The 15,649-nt window shown below is 62.1% G+C and carries 10 protein-coding genes and 1 tRNA gene; 8 read left to right on the top strand and 3 right to left on the bottom strand.

Features of this window, described 5'->3' with window-relative positions; genetic code table 11:
• On the top strand, positions 1–1,920 hold the full coding sequence (locus ACMDB8_RS13165) for a hybrid sensor histidine kinase/response regulator (RefSeq protein WP_409079024.1): 1,920 nt from the start codon (positions 1–3) through the stop codon (positions 1,918–1,920).
• On the opposite strand, the gene ACMDB8_RS13170 is transcribed toward ACMDB8_RS13165, so the two are convergent.
• Positions 1,898–3,259, bottom strand: a complete 1,362-nt coding sequence (locus ACMDB8_RS13170; RefSeq protein WP_223541222.1) for a cation:proton antiporter — start codon at positions 3,257–3,259, stop codon at positions 1,898–1,900. The two genes, ACMDB8_RS13165 and ACMDB8_RS13170, sit on opposite strands and share 23 nt — an antisense overlap.
• A 114-nt stretch (positions 3,260–3,373) precedes the next feature.
• On the bottom strand, positions 3,374–4,528 hold the full coding sequence (locus tag ACMDB8_RS13175; RefSeq protein ID WP_056724786.1) for a MalY/PatB family protein: 1,155 nt from the start codon (positions 4,526–4,528) through the stop codon (positions 3,374–3,376).
• Positions 4,529–4,771: 243 nt separating this feature from the next.
• On the opposite strand from ACMDB8_RS13175, the gene fdnG reads away from it, so the two are divergent.
• From fdnG to ACMDB8_RS13210, 7 genes are all read left to right on the top strand, one after another.
• Positions 4,772–7,837, top strand: coding sequence for a formate dehydrogenase-N subunit alpha (gene fdnG, locus ACMDB8_RS13180; protein WP_223541220.1), 3,066 nt, complete (start codon positions 4,772–4,774; stop codon positions 7,835–7,837).
• Positions 7,838–8,773, top strand: a complete 936-nt coding sequence (fdxH, locus tag ACMDB8_RS13185; protein WP_056724791.1) for a formate dehydrogenase subunit beta — start codon at positions 7,838–7,840, stop codon at positions 8,771–8,773.
• Positions 8,770–9,435 carry a formate dehydrogenase subunit gamma gene (locus tag ACMDB8_RS13190; protein ID WP_056724793.1) on the top strand — a complete coding sequence of 222 codons (666 nt, stop codon included), beginning with the start codon at positions 8,770–8,772 and terminating at the stop codon, positions 9,433–9,435. The genes fdxH and ACMDB8_RS13190 overlap by 4 nt, the downstream gene beginning before the upstream one ends.
• Before the next feature lie 3 nt (positions 9,436–9,438).
• On the top strand, positions 9,439–10,365 hold the full coding sequence (gene fdhE / locus ACMDB8_RS13195) for a formate dehydrogenase accessory protein FdhE (protein WP_056724795.1): 927 nt from the start codon (positions 9,439–9,441) through the stop codon (positions 10,363–10,365).
• Positions 10,366–10,416: 51 nt separating this feature from the next.
• Positions 10,417–11,847, top strand: a complete 1,431-nt coding sequence (gene selA / locus ACMDB8_RS13200) for an L-seryl-tRNA(Sec) selenium transferase (RefSeq protein ID WP_056724796.1) — start codon at positions 10,417–10,419, stop codon at positions 11,845–11,847.
• A complete protein-coding gene (selB, locus tag ACMDB8_RS13205; RefSeq protein WP_223541219.1) occupies positions 11,844–13,751 on the top strand; it encodes a selenocysteine-specific translation elongation factor in 1,908 nt (635 codons plus the stop codon). The genes selA and selB overlap by 4 nt, the downstream gene beginning before the upstream one ends.
• Positions 13,752–13,770: 19 nt before the next feature.
• Positions 13,771–13,866 (top strand) — tRNA-Sec (locus ACMDB8_RS13210).
• A gap of 8 nt (positions 13,867–13,874) precedes the next feature.
• Here the strand turns inward: ACMDB8_RS13210 and ACMDB8_RS13215 are convergent.
• On the bottom strand, positions 13,875–15,203 hold the full coding sequence (locus ACMDB8_RS13215; RefSeq protein ID WP_056724799.1) for an OprD family porin: 1,329 nt from the start codon (positions 15,201–15,203) through the stop codon (positions 13,875–13,877).
• Between the last annotated feature and the right edge of the window lie 446 nt (positions 15,204–15,649).

The following is a 15,649-nucleotide window of genomic DNA, read 5'->3' on the forward strand; positions in this document are numbered from 1 at the left end:
ATGAGCGAAGATCGGACCAGGGTCAGTGCCATCGAAGACGGTCGTTTTCGGCTATTGATCGATGCGGTGATCGACTATGCGATCTACATGCTTGATCCGGACGGCATCGTTACCAGCTGGAACGCCGGCGCCAGGCGTTTCAAGGGCTATGAGGAGGCGGAAATCCTCGGCCAGCATTTCTCGCGTTTCTACACCGATGACGATCGCCGTGCGGGCTTGCCCCAGCGGGCACTGGACACGGCGATTCGTGAAGGGCGTTTCGAGGGGGAAGGCTGGCGGGTGCGCAAGGACGGCACGCACTTCTGGTCCCATGTGGTCATCGATCCGATCCTCGACCCGTCGGGCACATTGCTGGGTTTCGCCAAGATCACCCGGGACCTGACCGATCGCAAAATGGCCGAGGAAGTCCTCAAGCAAAGCGAGCAGCAGTTCCGCCTGCTGGTGCAGAGCGTTACCGACTACGCGATCTACATGCTTTCCCCGGACGGACGGGTGAGCAACTGGAACCCGGGCGCCCAGCGCATCAAGGGCTATTTGCCGGAAGAGGTCATTGGCCAGCATTTTTCGATGTTCTACACCCCGGAGGATCGCGATGCCTGCGAGCCACAACGGACACTGGACATCGCCGTTCGTGAAGGACGCTTTGAAAACAAGGGCTGGAGGGTGCGCAAGGACGGTACGCGGTTCCTCGCCCATGTGATTGTCGAACCGATCCGGGGTGACACCGGTACCTTGCTCGGTTTTGCCAAGATCACCCGGGACATCACTGAAGTCACCCAGGCGCAGCAGGCGCTCGAGCAAACCCGGGAGGCCCTGTTCCAGGCGCAGAAAATGCAGGCCATCGGTCAGCTCAGCGGCGGGATCGCCCACGACTTCAACAACCTGCTGACGGTGATCCTCGGCAATCTGGAAATCGTGCGCAAACGGGGGACGGACGATCCCAAAATAACCCGCCTGATCGACAACGCCACCCAAGGCGCCTTGCGCGGGGTTTCCCTGACCCAGCGCATGCTGGCGTTTGCCCGACGTCAGGAGCTCAAGTCGGAACCGGTGCGGATACCAGCCTTGGTGGACGGCATTTCCGGGCTCTTGCGTAGCTCCCTGGGGCCTTCGGTGAACATCGAAACATGTTTTCCCGAGGATCTTGAACCGGTGATGGCGGACGTCAATCAACTGGAACTGGCCGTGCTGAACCTGGCGACCAATGCCCGTGACGCCATGCCCCACGGCGGGACCATTACCTTCAGTGCCAGGACCGAGGAAGTACTCGACAACGGCACCTCATTCCTGGCCGCGGGGCGCTATGTCTGCGTGAACATTACCGATACCGGCGAGGGCATGGATGAAGCCACGCTGGCCTCGGCTATGGACCCGTTCTTTACCACCAAGGGCGTCGGCAAAGGCACGGGCCTGGGGTTGTCGATGGTTCACGGTTTCATTGAACAACTGGGCGGACGGTTCATCCTCAAGAGCCGCAAAGACCATGGTACGACCGCCGAACTCTGGTTGCCGGTCGCCACCCGTGGTGCGGCGGTGCAACCGGTCGCCGAAGCGGTGGCCGTGTCGGTGCCTGGCCTGTGTGTACTGGTCGTGGACGATGACAGCCTGGTGTTGACCAGCACCAGCCTGCTGCTAGAGGACCTTGGGCACCGGGTCATCAGTGCGGCTTGCGGTGCCAGGGCGCTGGAACTGTTCAGCAGTGAACCGGAGATTGACCTGGTCATAACCGACATGGCCATGCCACAGATGAGTGGTGCTCAACTGGCCAAGGCCATCAGTATCTTGCGACCGAGCGTGCCGATCATCCTCGCCACCGGTTATGCCGATCGGCTGGAAGGCTTTGCCGCGCGCCTGCCACGTTTGTCGAAACCCTATACCCAACTCCACCTGGTGGAAATCATTGCCCTGGCGATGAAGTGACACGGCGGTTGTGCCGCTCATAGCGGGCCAGCATCGGCTGGGTGCTGATGCCGTGGACCAGTATGCTCAGTGCCACCACCGACAGCGTCAGGTCGGCACACAAGGTTGCCACCGAAGGCAACAGATCGTGGTTCAAGGCGTAGAAAAGGTAGTAGAAACTCCCGATGCCGCGAATCCCGAACCAGCCGATCAACCAGCGCTGGGGGCCATTGAGCAACGAACCCCAAGGCATCAGCCAGACACTCAACGGGCGAATCACGGCGAACAGCACCAACGCGACCAGCAGCGCCCGCCAGTCCCAGTGCGAGATCAGCACAATACCGAGCAAGGTCACCAGAAACACTTCCATGGCCCGTTCCACCAGGCTGCCGAACGACAGCATGTCGCCCATCATGATCCCGGCGGCGACTTGCGTGTCTTGCAGGTGCTCCACATTGCCGAGCACGGCCGCCTCGGGTTCGACATGTTGATGACCGACCACCGCTTGAACCAGATGTTCGGCCGGTGTATGGGCACCGCCGCTGGTCTTGACCTCGGCCTGACGCAAGCCCAGGCCGGCGGCAAACACCGAGAGAAACCCGTAGCCGTCGATGGTTTCGGCTGCGACATACGCCAGTGCGATCAAGGCCAGGGCCAGGTAGTCATTGGGGGAGAACGTGCTGTCGTCATTCTTGATGCGCATGACCAATGTCAGGTGACCAATGCCGCGTCCCATCCAGAAGCCGGTCAGCAGTCCGGCGGGTACGGCCCACAACAGACGCTTGAAGAACCAGTCATCCAGGCCGCTGCCGAAGCTGCCGTTTTGCTGCAAAAACAACAGTCCCAAAATCACGAACGGGAAAGCGATGCCGTCGTTCAGTCCTGCCTCGCCCGAGAGCCCGAACCGCACCGGGTCATCATCCTTGGCGTCATTGACCTGAACCAGAGAGGCCAGGACCGGATCGGTCGGCGCCAGTATCGCCCCGATCAGCAGCGACGGCCCCCACCCCAGTCCGAAAGCGAAATGCAGCAGCAGGCAGACACCGACAATGCTCAGCACCATCACCGGTCCCGCCAGGGTGAATGCCACTCGCCATTGGCGATCACGAAGCGGTGGTCGCAGCTTGAGCCCGCAGACAAACAATGAAAACAGCACCGCGACTTCCGTCAGGTGCTCGATCCAGAAGGCCGCCTCGTCGATATCCAGCCTGAGCAAACCCAGGCCCGCCGGCCCGATGGCGATGCCCAGGACCAGGCACACCGCTGAAGTGGTGACCGGCATCCAGCGCAGGTACGACGAGGTCAGTGCCAGGGTCAGTAACACCGCGCCCAACACCGCCACCCAGGCAACGAAACTCATGGCTCAGATCTCGAAACAACCGCCAGTGCAGGGCTATAGGCTGTTGAGCATTGGAGGGCTACGTCGGTTCAATTATTACCTGTAGGAGCGAGCCTGCTCCCACAGGGGACGTTATCAGCCCTTGAGATGGCGCAAGCTGCGCTCCATCCGCGATATGCCTTCTTCCAGCAACGACCGTGGGCAGCCGAAGTTCAGGCGCACGAATTGCTTGCAGTCATCGCCAAAGTCCAGGCCCGCGCTCAAACCGACCTTGGCCTGTTCGAGGAAGAACTGTTGCGGGTTGTCCAGCCCCAGTGCCGTGCAGTCGAGCCATGCCAGGTAGGTGCTTTGCGGCAGGTTCATGGTGATGCCCGGCAGGCGGGTGCGCACGGCCTCGGCGAGGAAATCGCGGTTGCCTTGCAGGTAGACCTTCAGCTCGGCCAGCCATGGCGCGGCTTCGCTGTAGGCGACGCGGGTGGCTTCCATGCCCAGCGGGTTGACGCTGTCGACCATGCCGCAACGGGCGTGGTTGACCTTCTCACGCAGGTGGCGGTCCTGGATGATCATGAACGAGGTCTTCAAGCCGGCGATGTTGTAGGCCTTGCTCGCCGACATCAGCGTGATGGTGCGCTGGGCGACTTGCGGGCTCAGGGTCGCCATCGGAATGTGCTGGCGGCCGTCGAAGCACAACTCGGCGTGGATCTCATCGGAAATGATCCAGGCACCGTGCTCAAGGCAAATGTCGGCAATGGCTTGCAGTTCTGCGCGGGGGAAGGCCTTGCCCAGCGGGTTATGCGGGTTGCTCAGCAGCAGCGCGCCACCGCCTTGCAGCGACTGGCTCAGGGTGTCCAGCGGCGTGGTATAGGTGCCGTCGGCTTGCGCATCGAAATTCAGTTCGACCTTGTTCAGGCCCCAATGCCCGGGCGCATGGCGCAGCGGAGGGTAGTTCGGCACCTGCACCACGACATTCTGTGGCGCCTGCACCAGTGCCTTGAGCGCCATGTTGAAACCGGACTCGACGCCCGGCAGGAAAATCAGCTCCTGGGGTTCTACGCGCCAGGCGTATTTGTTCCAGAGGTCGGCGACGATCGCCTCGCGCAGGTCATCCTGGGCCACGCTGTAGCCGACCATCGGGTGTTCCAGTCGTTTTTGCAGGGCCTGGATGATCACCGGCGGTGCGGCGAAGTCCATGTCGGCGACCCACATCGGCAACACGTCGGCCGGGTAGCGGCTCCACTTGGTACTGCCGGTGTGGTGGCGGTCGAACACCTGATCAAAATCGAAAGTCATGCGTAGTCTCATGAAAGCTGGGTTGGAATGCTGACCATGATAAACGCCAAGCCCTGTGGGAGCGAGCTTGCTCCCACAGGTTGTGTGCCTTAGCTCGCATCGGGGAATCGCCCGACGGTCGGCTGTCATGGTGATTTCGACAGCATTGACTAAAGTTCAAGTGTCGGCAGCCAGGCTGCCGCGACCGTGGTTGTTCAAAAAGGCCCGGCCATGTACCGGGTTCCACCTGATCAGGAGTGCACGATGGATCTCAGCCGTCGTCAGTTCTTCAAGGTCGCCGGTATCGGCCTTGCAGGCTCTAGCCTGGGCGCGTTGGGCATGGCCCCGACGGTTGCCTTTGCCGAACAGGTGCGTCACTTCAAGCTCGCCCACACCCATGAAACCCGCAACACCTGTCCGTATTGCTCGGTCGGTTGCGGCTTGATCATGTACAGCCAGGGCGATGCGGCGAAGAATGTCGCGCAAAACATCATCCACATCGAAGGTGACGCCGACCACCCGGTCAACCGCGGCACCCTGTGCCCCAAAGGCGCGGGCCTGCTGGACTTCATTCACAGCCCCGGTCGCCTGCAATACCCGCAGGTGCGCAAACCCGGCAGCACCGAATGGACCCGCATCTCCTGGGATGAAGCCCTCGATCGCATCGCCGACCTGATGAAGGCCGACCGCGACGCCAACTTCATCGAGAAGAACGCCCAGGGCCAAACGGTGAACCGCTGGCTGACCACCGGTTTCCTCGCGGCATCGGCGGCGTCCAACGAAGCCGGCTACATCACCCACAAAGTGGTGCGCAGTCTCGGCATGCTGGGGTTCGATAACCAGGCGCGTGTCTGACACGGCCCGACGGTGGCAAGTCTTGCCCCGACGTACGGCCGTGGTGCCATGACCAATACCTGGACCGATATCGCCAATGCGAACCTGGTCCTGGTGATGGGCGGCAACGCAGCAGAAGCGCATCCGTGCGGCTTCAAATGGGTGACCGAAGCCAAGGCGCACAACAAGGCGCGGCTGATCGTGGTCGACCCGCGTTTTACCCGGACCGCCTCGGTGGCCGACTATTACGCGCCGATCCGCACCGGCACCGACATTGCCTTCATGGGCGGGCTGATCAATTACCTGCTGACCGAGGACAAGATCCAGCACGAGTACGTGCGCAACTACACCGACGTGTCGTTCATCGTCAAAGCCGGCTATGGCTTCGAGGACGGGATTTTCAGCGGCTACGACGCGGCCAAGCGTCTCTACACCGACAAGTCCGGCTGGGGCTATGAACTTGGTGAAGACGGTTTTGCCAAGGTCGACCCGACCCTGCAGGACCCACGTTGCGTCTATCAATTGATGAAGCAGCATTACAGCCGCTACACCAGGGAGCTGGCGAGCCAGATCTGCGGCATGCCGGTCGACGCCATGCAGAAAATCTGGGAGGAGATCGCCACCTGCTCGACGCCGGGCAAGACCATGACCATCCTCTATGCCCTGGGCTGGACCCAGCACTCGACTGGCGCGCAGATGATTCGCAGCGCGGCGATGGTGCAACTGCTGCTGGGCAACGTCGGTATGCCGGGCGGCGGCGTGAATGCCTTGCGCGGGCATTCCAACATCCAGGGGCTGACGGACTTGGGCTTGTTGTCCAACTCATTGCCGGGCTACCTCACGCTGCCCGGCGATGCCGATCAGGATTACAACGCCTACATCGTCAAACGCACGCAAAAACCGTTGCGCCCGGGGCAACTGTCCTACTGGCAGAACTACGGCAAATTCCACGTCAGCCTGATGAAAGCCTGGTACGGCGCCAACGCCACGGCCGAGAACAACTGGGCCTACGACTACCTGCCGAAACTGGATATTCCCCAGTACGACATCCTCAAGGTGTTCGACCTGATGGGCCAGGGCAAGGTCAACGGCTACATGTGCCAGGGCTTCAATCCCATTGCCGCATTACCCGACAAGAACCGGGTGATGGTGGCATTGGCGAAGTTGAAGTGGCTGGTGGTGATGGATCCGCTGGCCACCGAGACCTCGGAGTTCTGGCATAAGGTCGGGCCGTACAATGACGTGAACAGCGCCGACATCCAGACCGAAGTCATTCGCCTGCCCACCACCTGTTTTGCCGAAGAGGACGGTTCGCTGGTCAACAGCAGCCGCTGGTTGCAATGGCACTGGAAGGGCGCGGATGGCCCCGGCGAAGCGCGCACCGACATCCGCATCATGAGCGAGCTGTTCCTGCGCCTGCGCCAGCGCTACCAGGCCAATGGCGGCAAATACCCCGATCCGATGCTCAAGTTGTCGTGGCCGTACAAGATCCCCGAGGAACCTTCGCCGGAAGAGCTGGCCAAGGAAATCAACGGCTCCGCCACTGCTGACTTCACCGACGCCACGGGCGCGGCGATCAAGGCCAATGCGCAACTGGCCGGGTTTGGCCAGCTCAAGGATGACGGCAGCACGGCGTCCGGCTGCTGGATTTTCTGTGGCAGCTGGACCGAACTGGGCAACCAGATGGCCCGCCGCGACAACAACGACCCATACGGCATGCACCAGCATCAAGGTTGGGCCTGGGCCTGGCCGGCCAACCGGCGGATTCTCTACAACCGCGCCTCGGCGGACCTGCAAGGCAAACCGTGGGATCCGAAAAAACGCCTGGTGTGGTGGAACGGCAAAACCTGGGGCGGCACCGATGTGCCGGACTACAAGGCCGACGTGCCGCCGGAAGCGGGGATGAATCCGTTCATCATGAACCCCGAGGGCGTGGCGCGATTCTTCGCCGTCGACAAGATGAACGAAGGCCCGTTCCCCGAACACTACGAGCCATTCGAGACGCCGATCGGCATCAACCCGCTGCACCCGCAAAACAAGAAAGCCACCAGCAACCCGGCGGCACGGATCTTCGATTCGGTGTGGGATTCCCTCGGCGTGGCCAAGGATTACCCGTACGCCGCCACCAGTTACCGGCTGACCGAGCATTTCCACTTCTGGAGCAAGCATTGCAAGCTCAACGCGATTACCCAACCGGAGCAATTCGTCGAGATCGGTGAAGTGCTGGCCAAGGAAAAAGGCATCGTCGCCGGCGACCGGGTGCGGGTCAGCAGCAAGCGCGGTTTCATCGAAGCGGTGGCGGTGGTGACCAAGCGGATTCGTCCGCTGCAGGTCAACAACCAGGTGGTGCACCAGATCGGCATTCCGTTGCACTGGGGCTTCACCGGCCTCACGCGCCACGGCTACCTGACCAACACCCTGGTGCCGTTCCTCGGCGATGGCAACACCCAGACCCCGGAATCCAAGTCATTCCTGGTCAACGTGGAGAAAGTCTAAATGGCCAGCCAAGACATCATCGCCCGTTCGGCCACCACCACAGTCCCGCCTTCGGTGCGCAACCAGGAGGAAGTCGCCAAGCTGATCGACACCACCAAATGCATCGGCTGCAAGGCCTGCCAGGTCGCCTGTTCGGAATGGAACGAACTGCGTGACGAAGTCGGTCACAACCATGGCACCTACGACAACCCGCAGGACCTCACCGCCGAAACCTGGACGTTGATGCGCTTCACCGAGCACGAGACCGACGCCGGTAACCTGGAATGGTTGATCCGCAAGGATGGCTGCATGCACTGCGCCGAACCCGGTTGCCTGGCGGCATGCCCCAGCCCGGGGGCGATCATCAAGCACGCCAATGGCATCGTCGATTTCGATCAGGATCATTGCATCGGTTGCGGCTATTGCATCACCGGGTGTCCGTTCAACATTCCACGGATCTCGCAAAAGGATCACAAGGCCTACAAATGCACCTTGTGCTCGGACCGGGTCGCGGTAGGGCTGGAACCGGCCTGCGTGAAAACCTGCCCGACCGGCGCCATCGTGTTCGGTACCAAGGACGACATGAAGGAACATGCGGCCGAGCGTATCGTCGACCTCAAGAGCCGGGGCTTTGAAAACGCCGGCCTGTACGACCCCGAAGGCGTCGGCGGTACCCACGTGATGTACGTGTTGCACCACGCCGATACGCCAAGGCTGTACGCCGGCTTGCCCGATCACCCGGCGATCAGTCCGTTGGTGGGGCTGTGGAAAGGCATCAGCAAACCCCTGGCGCTGCTGGCCATGGGCGCAGCGGTGGTGGCCGGGTTCTTCCACTACGTGCGTGTCGGCCCGCAGATCGTCGAAGAGGATGAACATCCGCAGCCGCCGGACACCGCCGTGCATGAAGTCGACCCGTCGGTGCACACCTTCGATCCCCGTGGGGAGGGCAGGCCATGAGCAACAAGACGATCCTGCGCTACACCAGCAACCAGCGCACCAATCACTGGCTGGTGGCGATTCTGTTCCTCATGGCCGGGCTGTCCGGGCTGGCGCTGTTCCACCCGGCGCTGTTCTGGCTGAGCAACCTGTTCGGCGGCGGGCCATGGACACGTATCCTGCACCCGTTCATGGGCATACTGATGTTCGTGCTGTTCCTCGCACTGGTGTTGCGCTTCTGGCGCGCCAACTACTTCATCGCCAATGATCGCCTATGGCTAAGGCGCATCGACCGGGTGATGAAAAATGAGGAGGAGGGCGTCCCGCCCATCGGCAAATACAACCCCGGGCAGAAGCTGCTGTTCTGGACTTTACTGCTGTGCATGCTGGTGCTGTTGTTCAGCGGGCTGGTGATCTGGCGTGCGTACTTCAGCGAGTATTTCGGCATCACCGCGATACGCTGGGCGATGTTGCTGCATGCGCTGGCCGGTTTTGTGCTGATCCTGAGCATCATCGTGCACATCTATGCTGGCATCTGGATCAAGGGCTCGGTCAGCGCCATGTTGCACGGCAGGGTCAGCCGCGACTGGGCCAGGAAACACCACGAACTCTGGTATCGCCAAGTGACTCAAGATGAGACCCGCGACGAAGCGCCCGAGCGACCGATCACTAAAAAGGGCTGACCTTTGCCAACCATCCTGGAACCTGGAGAAATCGAAGCGGCGGCCAGTTCGCCGCCGTTTCTGTACATGCCACCGCCCAACCTGTTCAACCTGCGTGCCCAGCGCCTGGAAATGCTGGCCAAAGGGCACCCGCTGGCCGACTACCTGCGCCTGATCGCCGGGTTGTGCCGGGTGCAGCAACAGGTACTGGACGACCCGCCCTCAAGCGAACCCCTCGACCGACAACGCATCGAGTTGTGCCAGCAACATGGCTTGCCGCCGTTCGCGGCCGATAGCCTGGCGCGCGAAGACGATTGGCAGCTTTACCTCGATGCCTTGTTGCAGCGCTATAACGCACCGCCACAATCCGCGGTGGCCGATGCCGTGGACAGCTTGCGCCTGGCCGGTGCCGGGCAGCGTCGTGCCTGGGCGGTGGCACTGGTCAGCGGCCAGTATTCGCTGGTGCCGGCCGCGCTGGTGCCGTTTCTCGGTGCGGCGCTGCAAACGGCCTGGAGCCACTGGCTGTTGAGTACGCCAAACCTCTCGCTGACCGCCGGCGACAGCCTCAGCCAGTGCCCGGCCTGTGGCTCGCCGGCCATGGCCGGGGTCATCCGCCATCGCGGCAAGCACAACGGTTTGCGTTACCTGGTCTGTTCGCTGTGCGCCTGCGAGTGGCATGTGGTGCGGGTCAAGTGCGTGTATTGCGAGCAGAGCAAGGGCCTGGAATACCTCAGCCTTGAAGATGATCGCCATGCCGCCAACCAGGCGCCGTTGCGCGCCGAAGTCTGCCCTGGTTGCAACAGCTATCTGAAGTTGCTTTATCTGGAGAACGATGCGCACGCCGAAGCGTTGTCGGCCGACCTGTCCAGCCTGATGCTCGACATGCGCCTGGCCCAGGACGGTTATCAGCGTCTGGCACCCAATCTGTTGCTGGCGCCGGGAGACGAGTAACCGCAGCGTCTACACTCTGGCGCGAGGGTCATTCGTTATCAGGAGCGCCAGATGTCTGCACGCAGTGCCAGCCAACCCCTGCGTCTACCTTCCATCGACAGTCTGTTGCGCCACCCGGCGTGCCAGCCGTTGGCCGAGCGCTATGGGCGCGAGGCCTTGCTGACCACCTTGCGGTTATTGCTGGATGAATTGCGCGAAGGGGTACGACAGGGTTTGCTCGAAGCTGTTGAAGTCAGCCCTGATGTACTGGCGGGCAGGGTCGGCGAGCGACTGGCAACCCAGCATCGCAGCCATGTGCGCCGGGTGTTCAACCTCACCGGTACGGTCTTGCACACCAACCTCGGCCGGGCGCTGTTGCCAGAGGAGGCGATTGAAGCGGTGCAAATGGCCGCGCGCTATCCGCTCAACCTCGAGTTCGACCTGCATAGCGGCAAGCGCGGAGACCGCGACGACCTGATCGAAAATTTGATTCGCGAGCTGACCGGCGCCGAAGCAGTGACCGTGGTCAACAACAATGCCGCGGCGGTGCTCCTGACCCTCAACAGCCTGGGCGCGCGCAAGGAAGGGATTATCTCCCGGGGCGAACTGATTGAAATCGGCGGCGCCTTCCGCATCCCCGATATCATGGCCCGCGCCGGAGTGAAGCTGATTGAGGTCGGCACCACCAATCGCACCCATGCCCGCGACTACGAGGCTGCCATCGGCCCGCGCAGCGGCTTGATCATGCGCGTGCATGCGAGCAACTACAGCATTCAAGGGTTCACCACCAGCGTGCCGACTGCCGAACTGGCGCAACTGGCCCATCTGCACGGTTTGCCTCTGCTTGAAGACCTCGGCAGCGGCAGTCTGCTGGACTTGTCCCGCTGGGGCTTGCCGCCGGAGCCGACAGTGCGCCAGGCCCTGCTCGATGGCGCGGACATCGTCACCTTCAGTGGCGACAAACTGCTCGGCGGGCCACAGGCCGGGGTGATTGTCGGCCGCAAGGAACTGATCGCCAGGATCAAGAAAAATCCCCTCAAGCGGGCGCTGCGCGTCGACAAGATGACCCTGGCCGCCCTGGAAGCGGTGCTGGGTTTGTACCGCAATCCGGACCGGTTGGCCGAGCGTTTGCCGAGCCTGCGCCTGCTGACTCGGCCACAGGCCGATATCCTCGCCCAGGCCGAGCGTTTGCGACCGTGGCTGGCCCAGGTGCTGGGTGACGGCTGGAGCGTCAGTGCCATGCCGGCGCTGGGTATGATCGGCAGCGGCAGCCAACCGGTGGCGCGGCTGGCCAGCGCCGCGCTGTGTCTGCGCCCGCTGACCTCCAAGCGCTTGCGCGGGCGTTCGCTGTTGACGCTGGAAGAGGCCTTTCGCGCCTTGCCGATTGCGGTCCTGGGGCGCATCGACGATGACGCCCTGTGGCTGGACCTGCGGCAACTGGACGACGAACCGGCATGGCTGGCGCAGCTCGATCAATTACAGGTGGAGGGCCGGGCAGGGTGATTGTCGGCACCGCAGGGCACATCGACCATGGCAAGACGGCGCTGCTCCAGGCGTTGACCGGTCAGGCGGGTGACCGTCGCCGCGAAGAGCGCGAGCGCGGCATGACCATCGACCTCGGCTACCTGTATGCCGCGCTGGAGACGGATGCGCCGCTGACCGGTTTCATCGACGTTCCGGGCCATGAGCGCTTCACCCACAACATGCTGGCCGGGGCGCAGGGCATCGATCTGGTGTTGCTGGTGGTGGCCGCCGATGACGGGGTGATGCCGCAGACCCGCGAGCACCTGGCGATTGTCCAGCTATTGGGTATCCCTCGGGCACTGGTGGCGATCAGCAAGTGCGACCGGGTCGACAGCGCCCGGGTACAGGAGGTGCGCGATCAGGTCCGCACCTTGTTGGCGCCCGGGCCGTATGCCGATGCACCGCTGATTGCGCTGTCGAGCCTGACGGGCGAGGGCATCGAAACCCTGCGCCAACAATTGCTGCAAGCCCAGCGCGGAGTGCAGCAGCGCAGCACCGAAGGTGGTTTTCGCCTGGCGATCGACCGGGCCTTCAGCGTGGCCGGGGCCGGTATCGTGGTCACCGGCACGGCGCTGTCCGGTCAGGTCGCGGTGGGCGATACCCTGCTGTTGGGGCCACAAGGCAAACCGGTGCGCGTTCGCGGCCTGCACGCGCAAAACCAGGCCGCCGGCCACGCCTTGGCCGGCCAGCGCGTGGCGTTGAACCTGAGTGCCGAACGGCTGGCCCTGGAGCATATCCATCGCGGCCATTGGTTACTCGCCGAAGCCCTGTATGCGCCCACCCAGCGCCTGGACATCGACATGCAGTTGCTAGCCACCGAACCCCGCGCCTTCGAGCACTTTCAACCGGTGCACGTACACCTCGGCACCCTGGACGTCACCGGTCGAGTCGCCTTGCTCGAAGGCGCCAGCCTGGCACCGGGTGAGCGGATGCTGGCGCAACTGCTGCTCAATACACCGGTGCATGCGGTGAAAGGCGATCCGCTGATCCTGCGCGACCAGAGTGCCCAACGCACCCTTGGCGGCGGCCGGGTGCTCGACCCGTTTGCTCCCACTCGGCAACGCCGCAGCCCCGAACGATTGGCGCAGCTGCATGCATTGGTGAACAGCGCAACGCTGGAGGATGTTTTGCCGGCATTGCTGGCCAATAGCGACACAGGGCTCGATCCACAGCGCCTGGCGCGACAGTTCAACCGACCGCGCAGCAGTTGGGTGTTGCCCGCTGACGTGCGCCTGATCGATACCCGCCAAGGCCCATTGCTGTTCAGTGCCAGCCGTTGGGAAGCCTTGAAATCGCCTTTAGTGGAGCAACTCGCGCGTTTCCATGAACTCGAACCGGACCAGATGGGCCCGGATCGGGACCGCCTGCGCCGATTCACCGGCAGTACTTTGGAACGCCCAACGTTTATCAGCCTGCTCGACGAGTTGTTGGCCAGCGGCGACATCGCCAGCAGCGGACCGTGGTTGCACCTGCCCGGGCATCAGGTGCGCTTGAGCGAAGAGGACGAAGCCCTGTGGCTAGAATTGCAGCCGCTTTTCGAACAGGCCGGATTCGACCCGCCCTGGGTGCGTAACCTGGGGCATGACGAAGCGACCGTCCGCGCATTGCTACGCAAGATGGCGCGTCTGGGCTTGATGCACCAGGTGGTGCGCGATCTGTTTTACCCCGACAACATGATTCGCCGATTGACGGCTATGCTGTTGCAGCTGGCGGACGCCAACCCGGTGATCCAGGTGGCGGCATTTCGGGATGCGGTGGGTCTGGGGCGCAAGCGCAGCATTCAGATACTGGAGTACTTTGACCGTATCGGTCTGACACGACGCTTGGGTGATCGCCGGCAGATTCGCCTGGACAGTGCGTTGGCCCAGCACATAGAGCACTGATTCAAAGACATGATTTCAAGGAAGGCAATCGCGCCCGGTGGCGCGGCCGGGCTTCAAACCCGGTTGGGGACGGCATCCGTTCCCGGGCAGGTTCGACTCCGGCTGCCTTCCGCCACTTCCCGGTCAGAACGGCCCGAAGTCCAACGGGTACTGGATGACCACGTACACCCGGTCGATGTCGTCGCCTGCCTGGGCCGCGTTCGCCCGGTGCGACACATGGGACAATTGCAACGACAAGCCCTTCGCCGCCCCGGACTGCACGACGTAGTGCAGGTCGATGTCGCGCTCCCAGTGTTTGCCCCCATCACCCTGTTGCGGCACGAAGGTGCCGGTCGCCGGGTCGAACGGGTTGTAGGCCCCGCCTTGCGGCGCATGGGTGCCGTCGATCTGGTCGCCGGTGACGTAACGGGTCATGAACTTCAGGCCGGGTATCCCGAAGGTGGCCAGGTCCAGGTCGTAACGCGCCTGCCAGGAGCGTTCGCGGGCGCCGTTGAAGTCGGCGTATTTGATCGAGTTGGCCAGGTAGATGGAGTCGCCACCGACAAAATCGAACGGCGTATCACCGTTGATCTTCTGATAGGCCAGGGTGAAACCATGGGCGCCCAGCGTGTATCGGCCGGACAGGCTGTACGCAGTATTGTCGATGGCACCGGCCAGCGCCTGACCGGTGTCCCGGGTGTGATAGAGGTTGGCGTCGAGGAACACCTCGGACTGCTTGAAGTGCAGATTGCCGTAGTACTGATGCCAGGTGTCGGTCAGATCCGAGGCATACAGGGCGCCGCCAACCGGGCTTTGGGTAAACAGGTCGGCGCCGACAAACGAAATGCCGCCGGCCTCGGTGTTGGCGCCATAACCGAAAAAGTTGCCCTTGCCTGACGCACTGTCCTGATTCTTGAACGCCGTGAAGTGGCCGGCCTGCAGGTTCATTCCGTCGATTTCGCGGCTGTCGAACAGAAAACCGGTGGCGTACTCCGGTTGCAGGCGTTTGTCCGCGGTGTCGAACACCGGGCTTTCGACCTCCATTTCACCAAACGCCAGGGTGGTGTTCGAGGCCTTGAGCTTGATCGCGCCGCCACCGCCGGAGTAGTTACTTTCGCTACGACCGTCACTGCCCACGGGCAGTAATCCGGTCCCGGAATGGCCTTTGCCGCTATCGAGTTTCAACCCCAGAAAGGCATGGGCATCGAGGCCGAAGCCGACGGTACCCGGCGTGAAACCGGATTCAAAAGCGCTGATAAAACCTTGAGCCCATTCAGCCTTGTAGCTCTTGCCGGATGGCGAGGGCGATCGATAGTCGCTGTTCAGATAGAAGTTTCGGCTGAGCACGCCAAGGGTCGCGCCCTCGAAAAATCCTACGCTGTCTTTCGCCGATTCCTCGGCCAGTGCGTGGGTTGCCAGCAGGCAGCAGCACAGGGCAATGGCCGCCCTGGATTCTTGCGGGGAAAAGATCATCAATGGGTCACCACAGGGGCAGGGTTTTGCCGGGTACTGCCTTTGCAATGACCATGACACTGTCCTTAGGGGGGAGTGAGGACGTGATGGTTACGTAGATCGGGTCGGGAATATTGAGTCGGTGTGCTGTCTTTTGATGCCTTTTGTCCCGCCGGTCGTTGCTGGTGTCGATCGACCTGAGTGAGATCCATTACTCCTAGCAAAAATTGTGTGTTGGCGTAACCAGATTTGATTATCCCGCTCTAGTCCTACAAATTAACTTCTCTTTTGCTGATTGGTCATGTAGGAAACTTCCGAAAGTGCTAGAGGGGGATGGAGAATTAACTTCAGATGCTTCATCGTTTATAGACAGAGAGACAAAAGTTGTCGCTTGGAGTTGCGGCTTCTATGCATTGAAAGGAATTTAAGGGCTGTGGATGGCAACTCTGCGTATAGAGTTGATCGCC

The sequence above is a fragment of the Pseudomonas monachiensis genome (genome assembly GCF_047345015.1).
In the GTDB taxonomy this organism is placed as follows: Bacteria; Pseudomonadota; Gammaproteobacteria; order Pseudomonadales; family Pseudomonadaceae; genus Aquipseudomonas; species Aquipseudomonas monachiensis.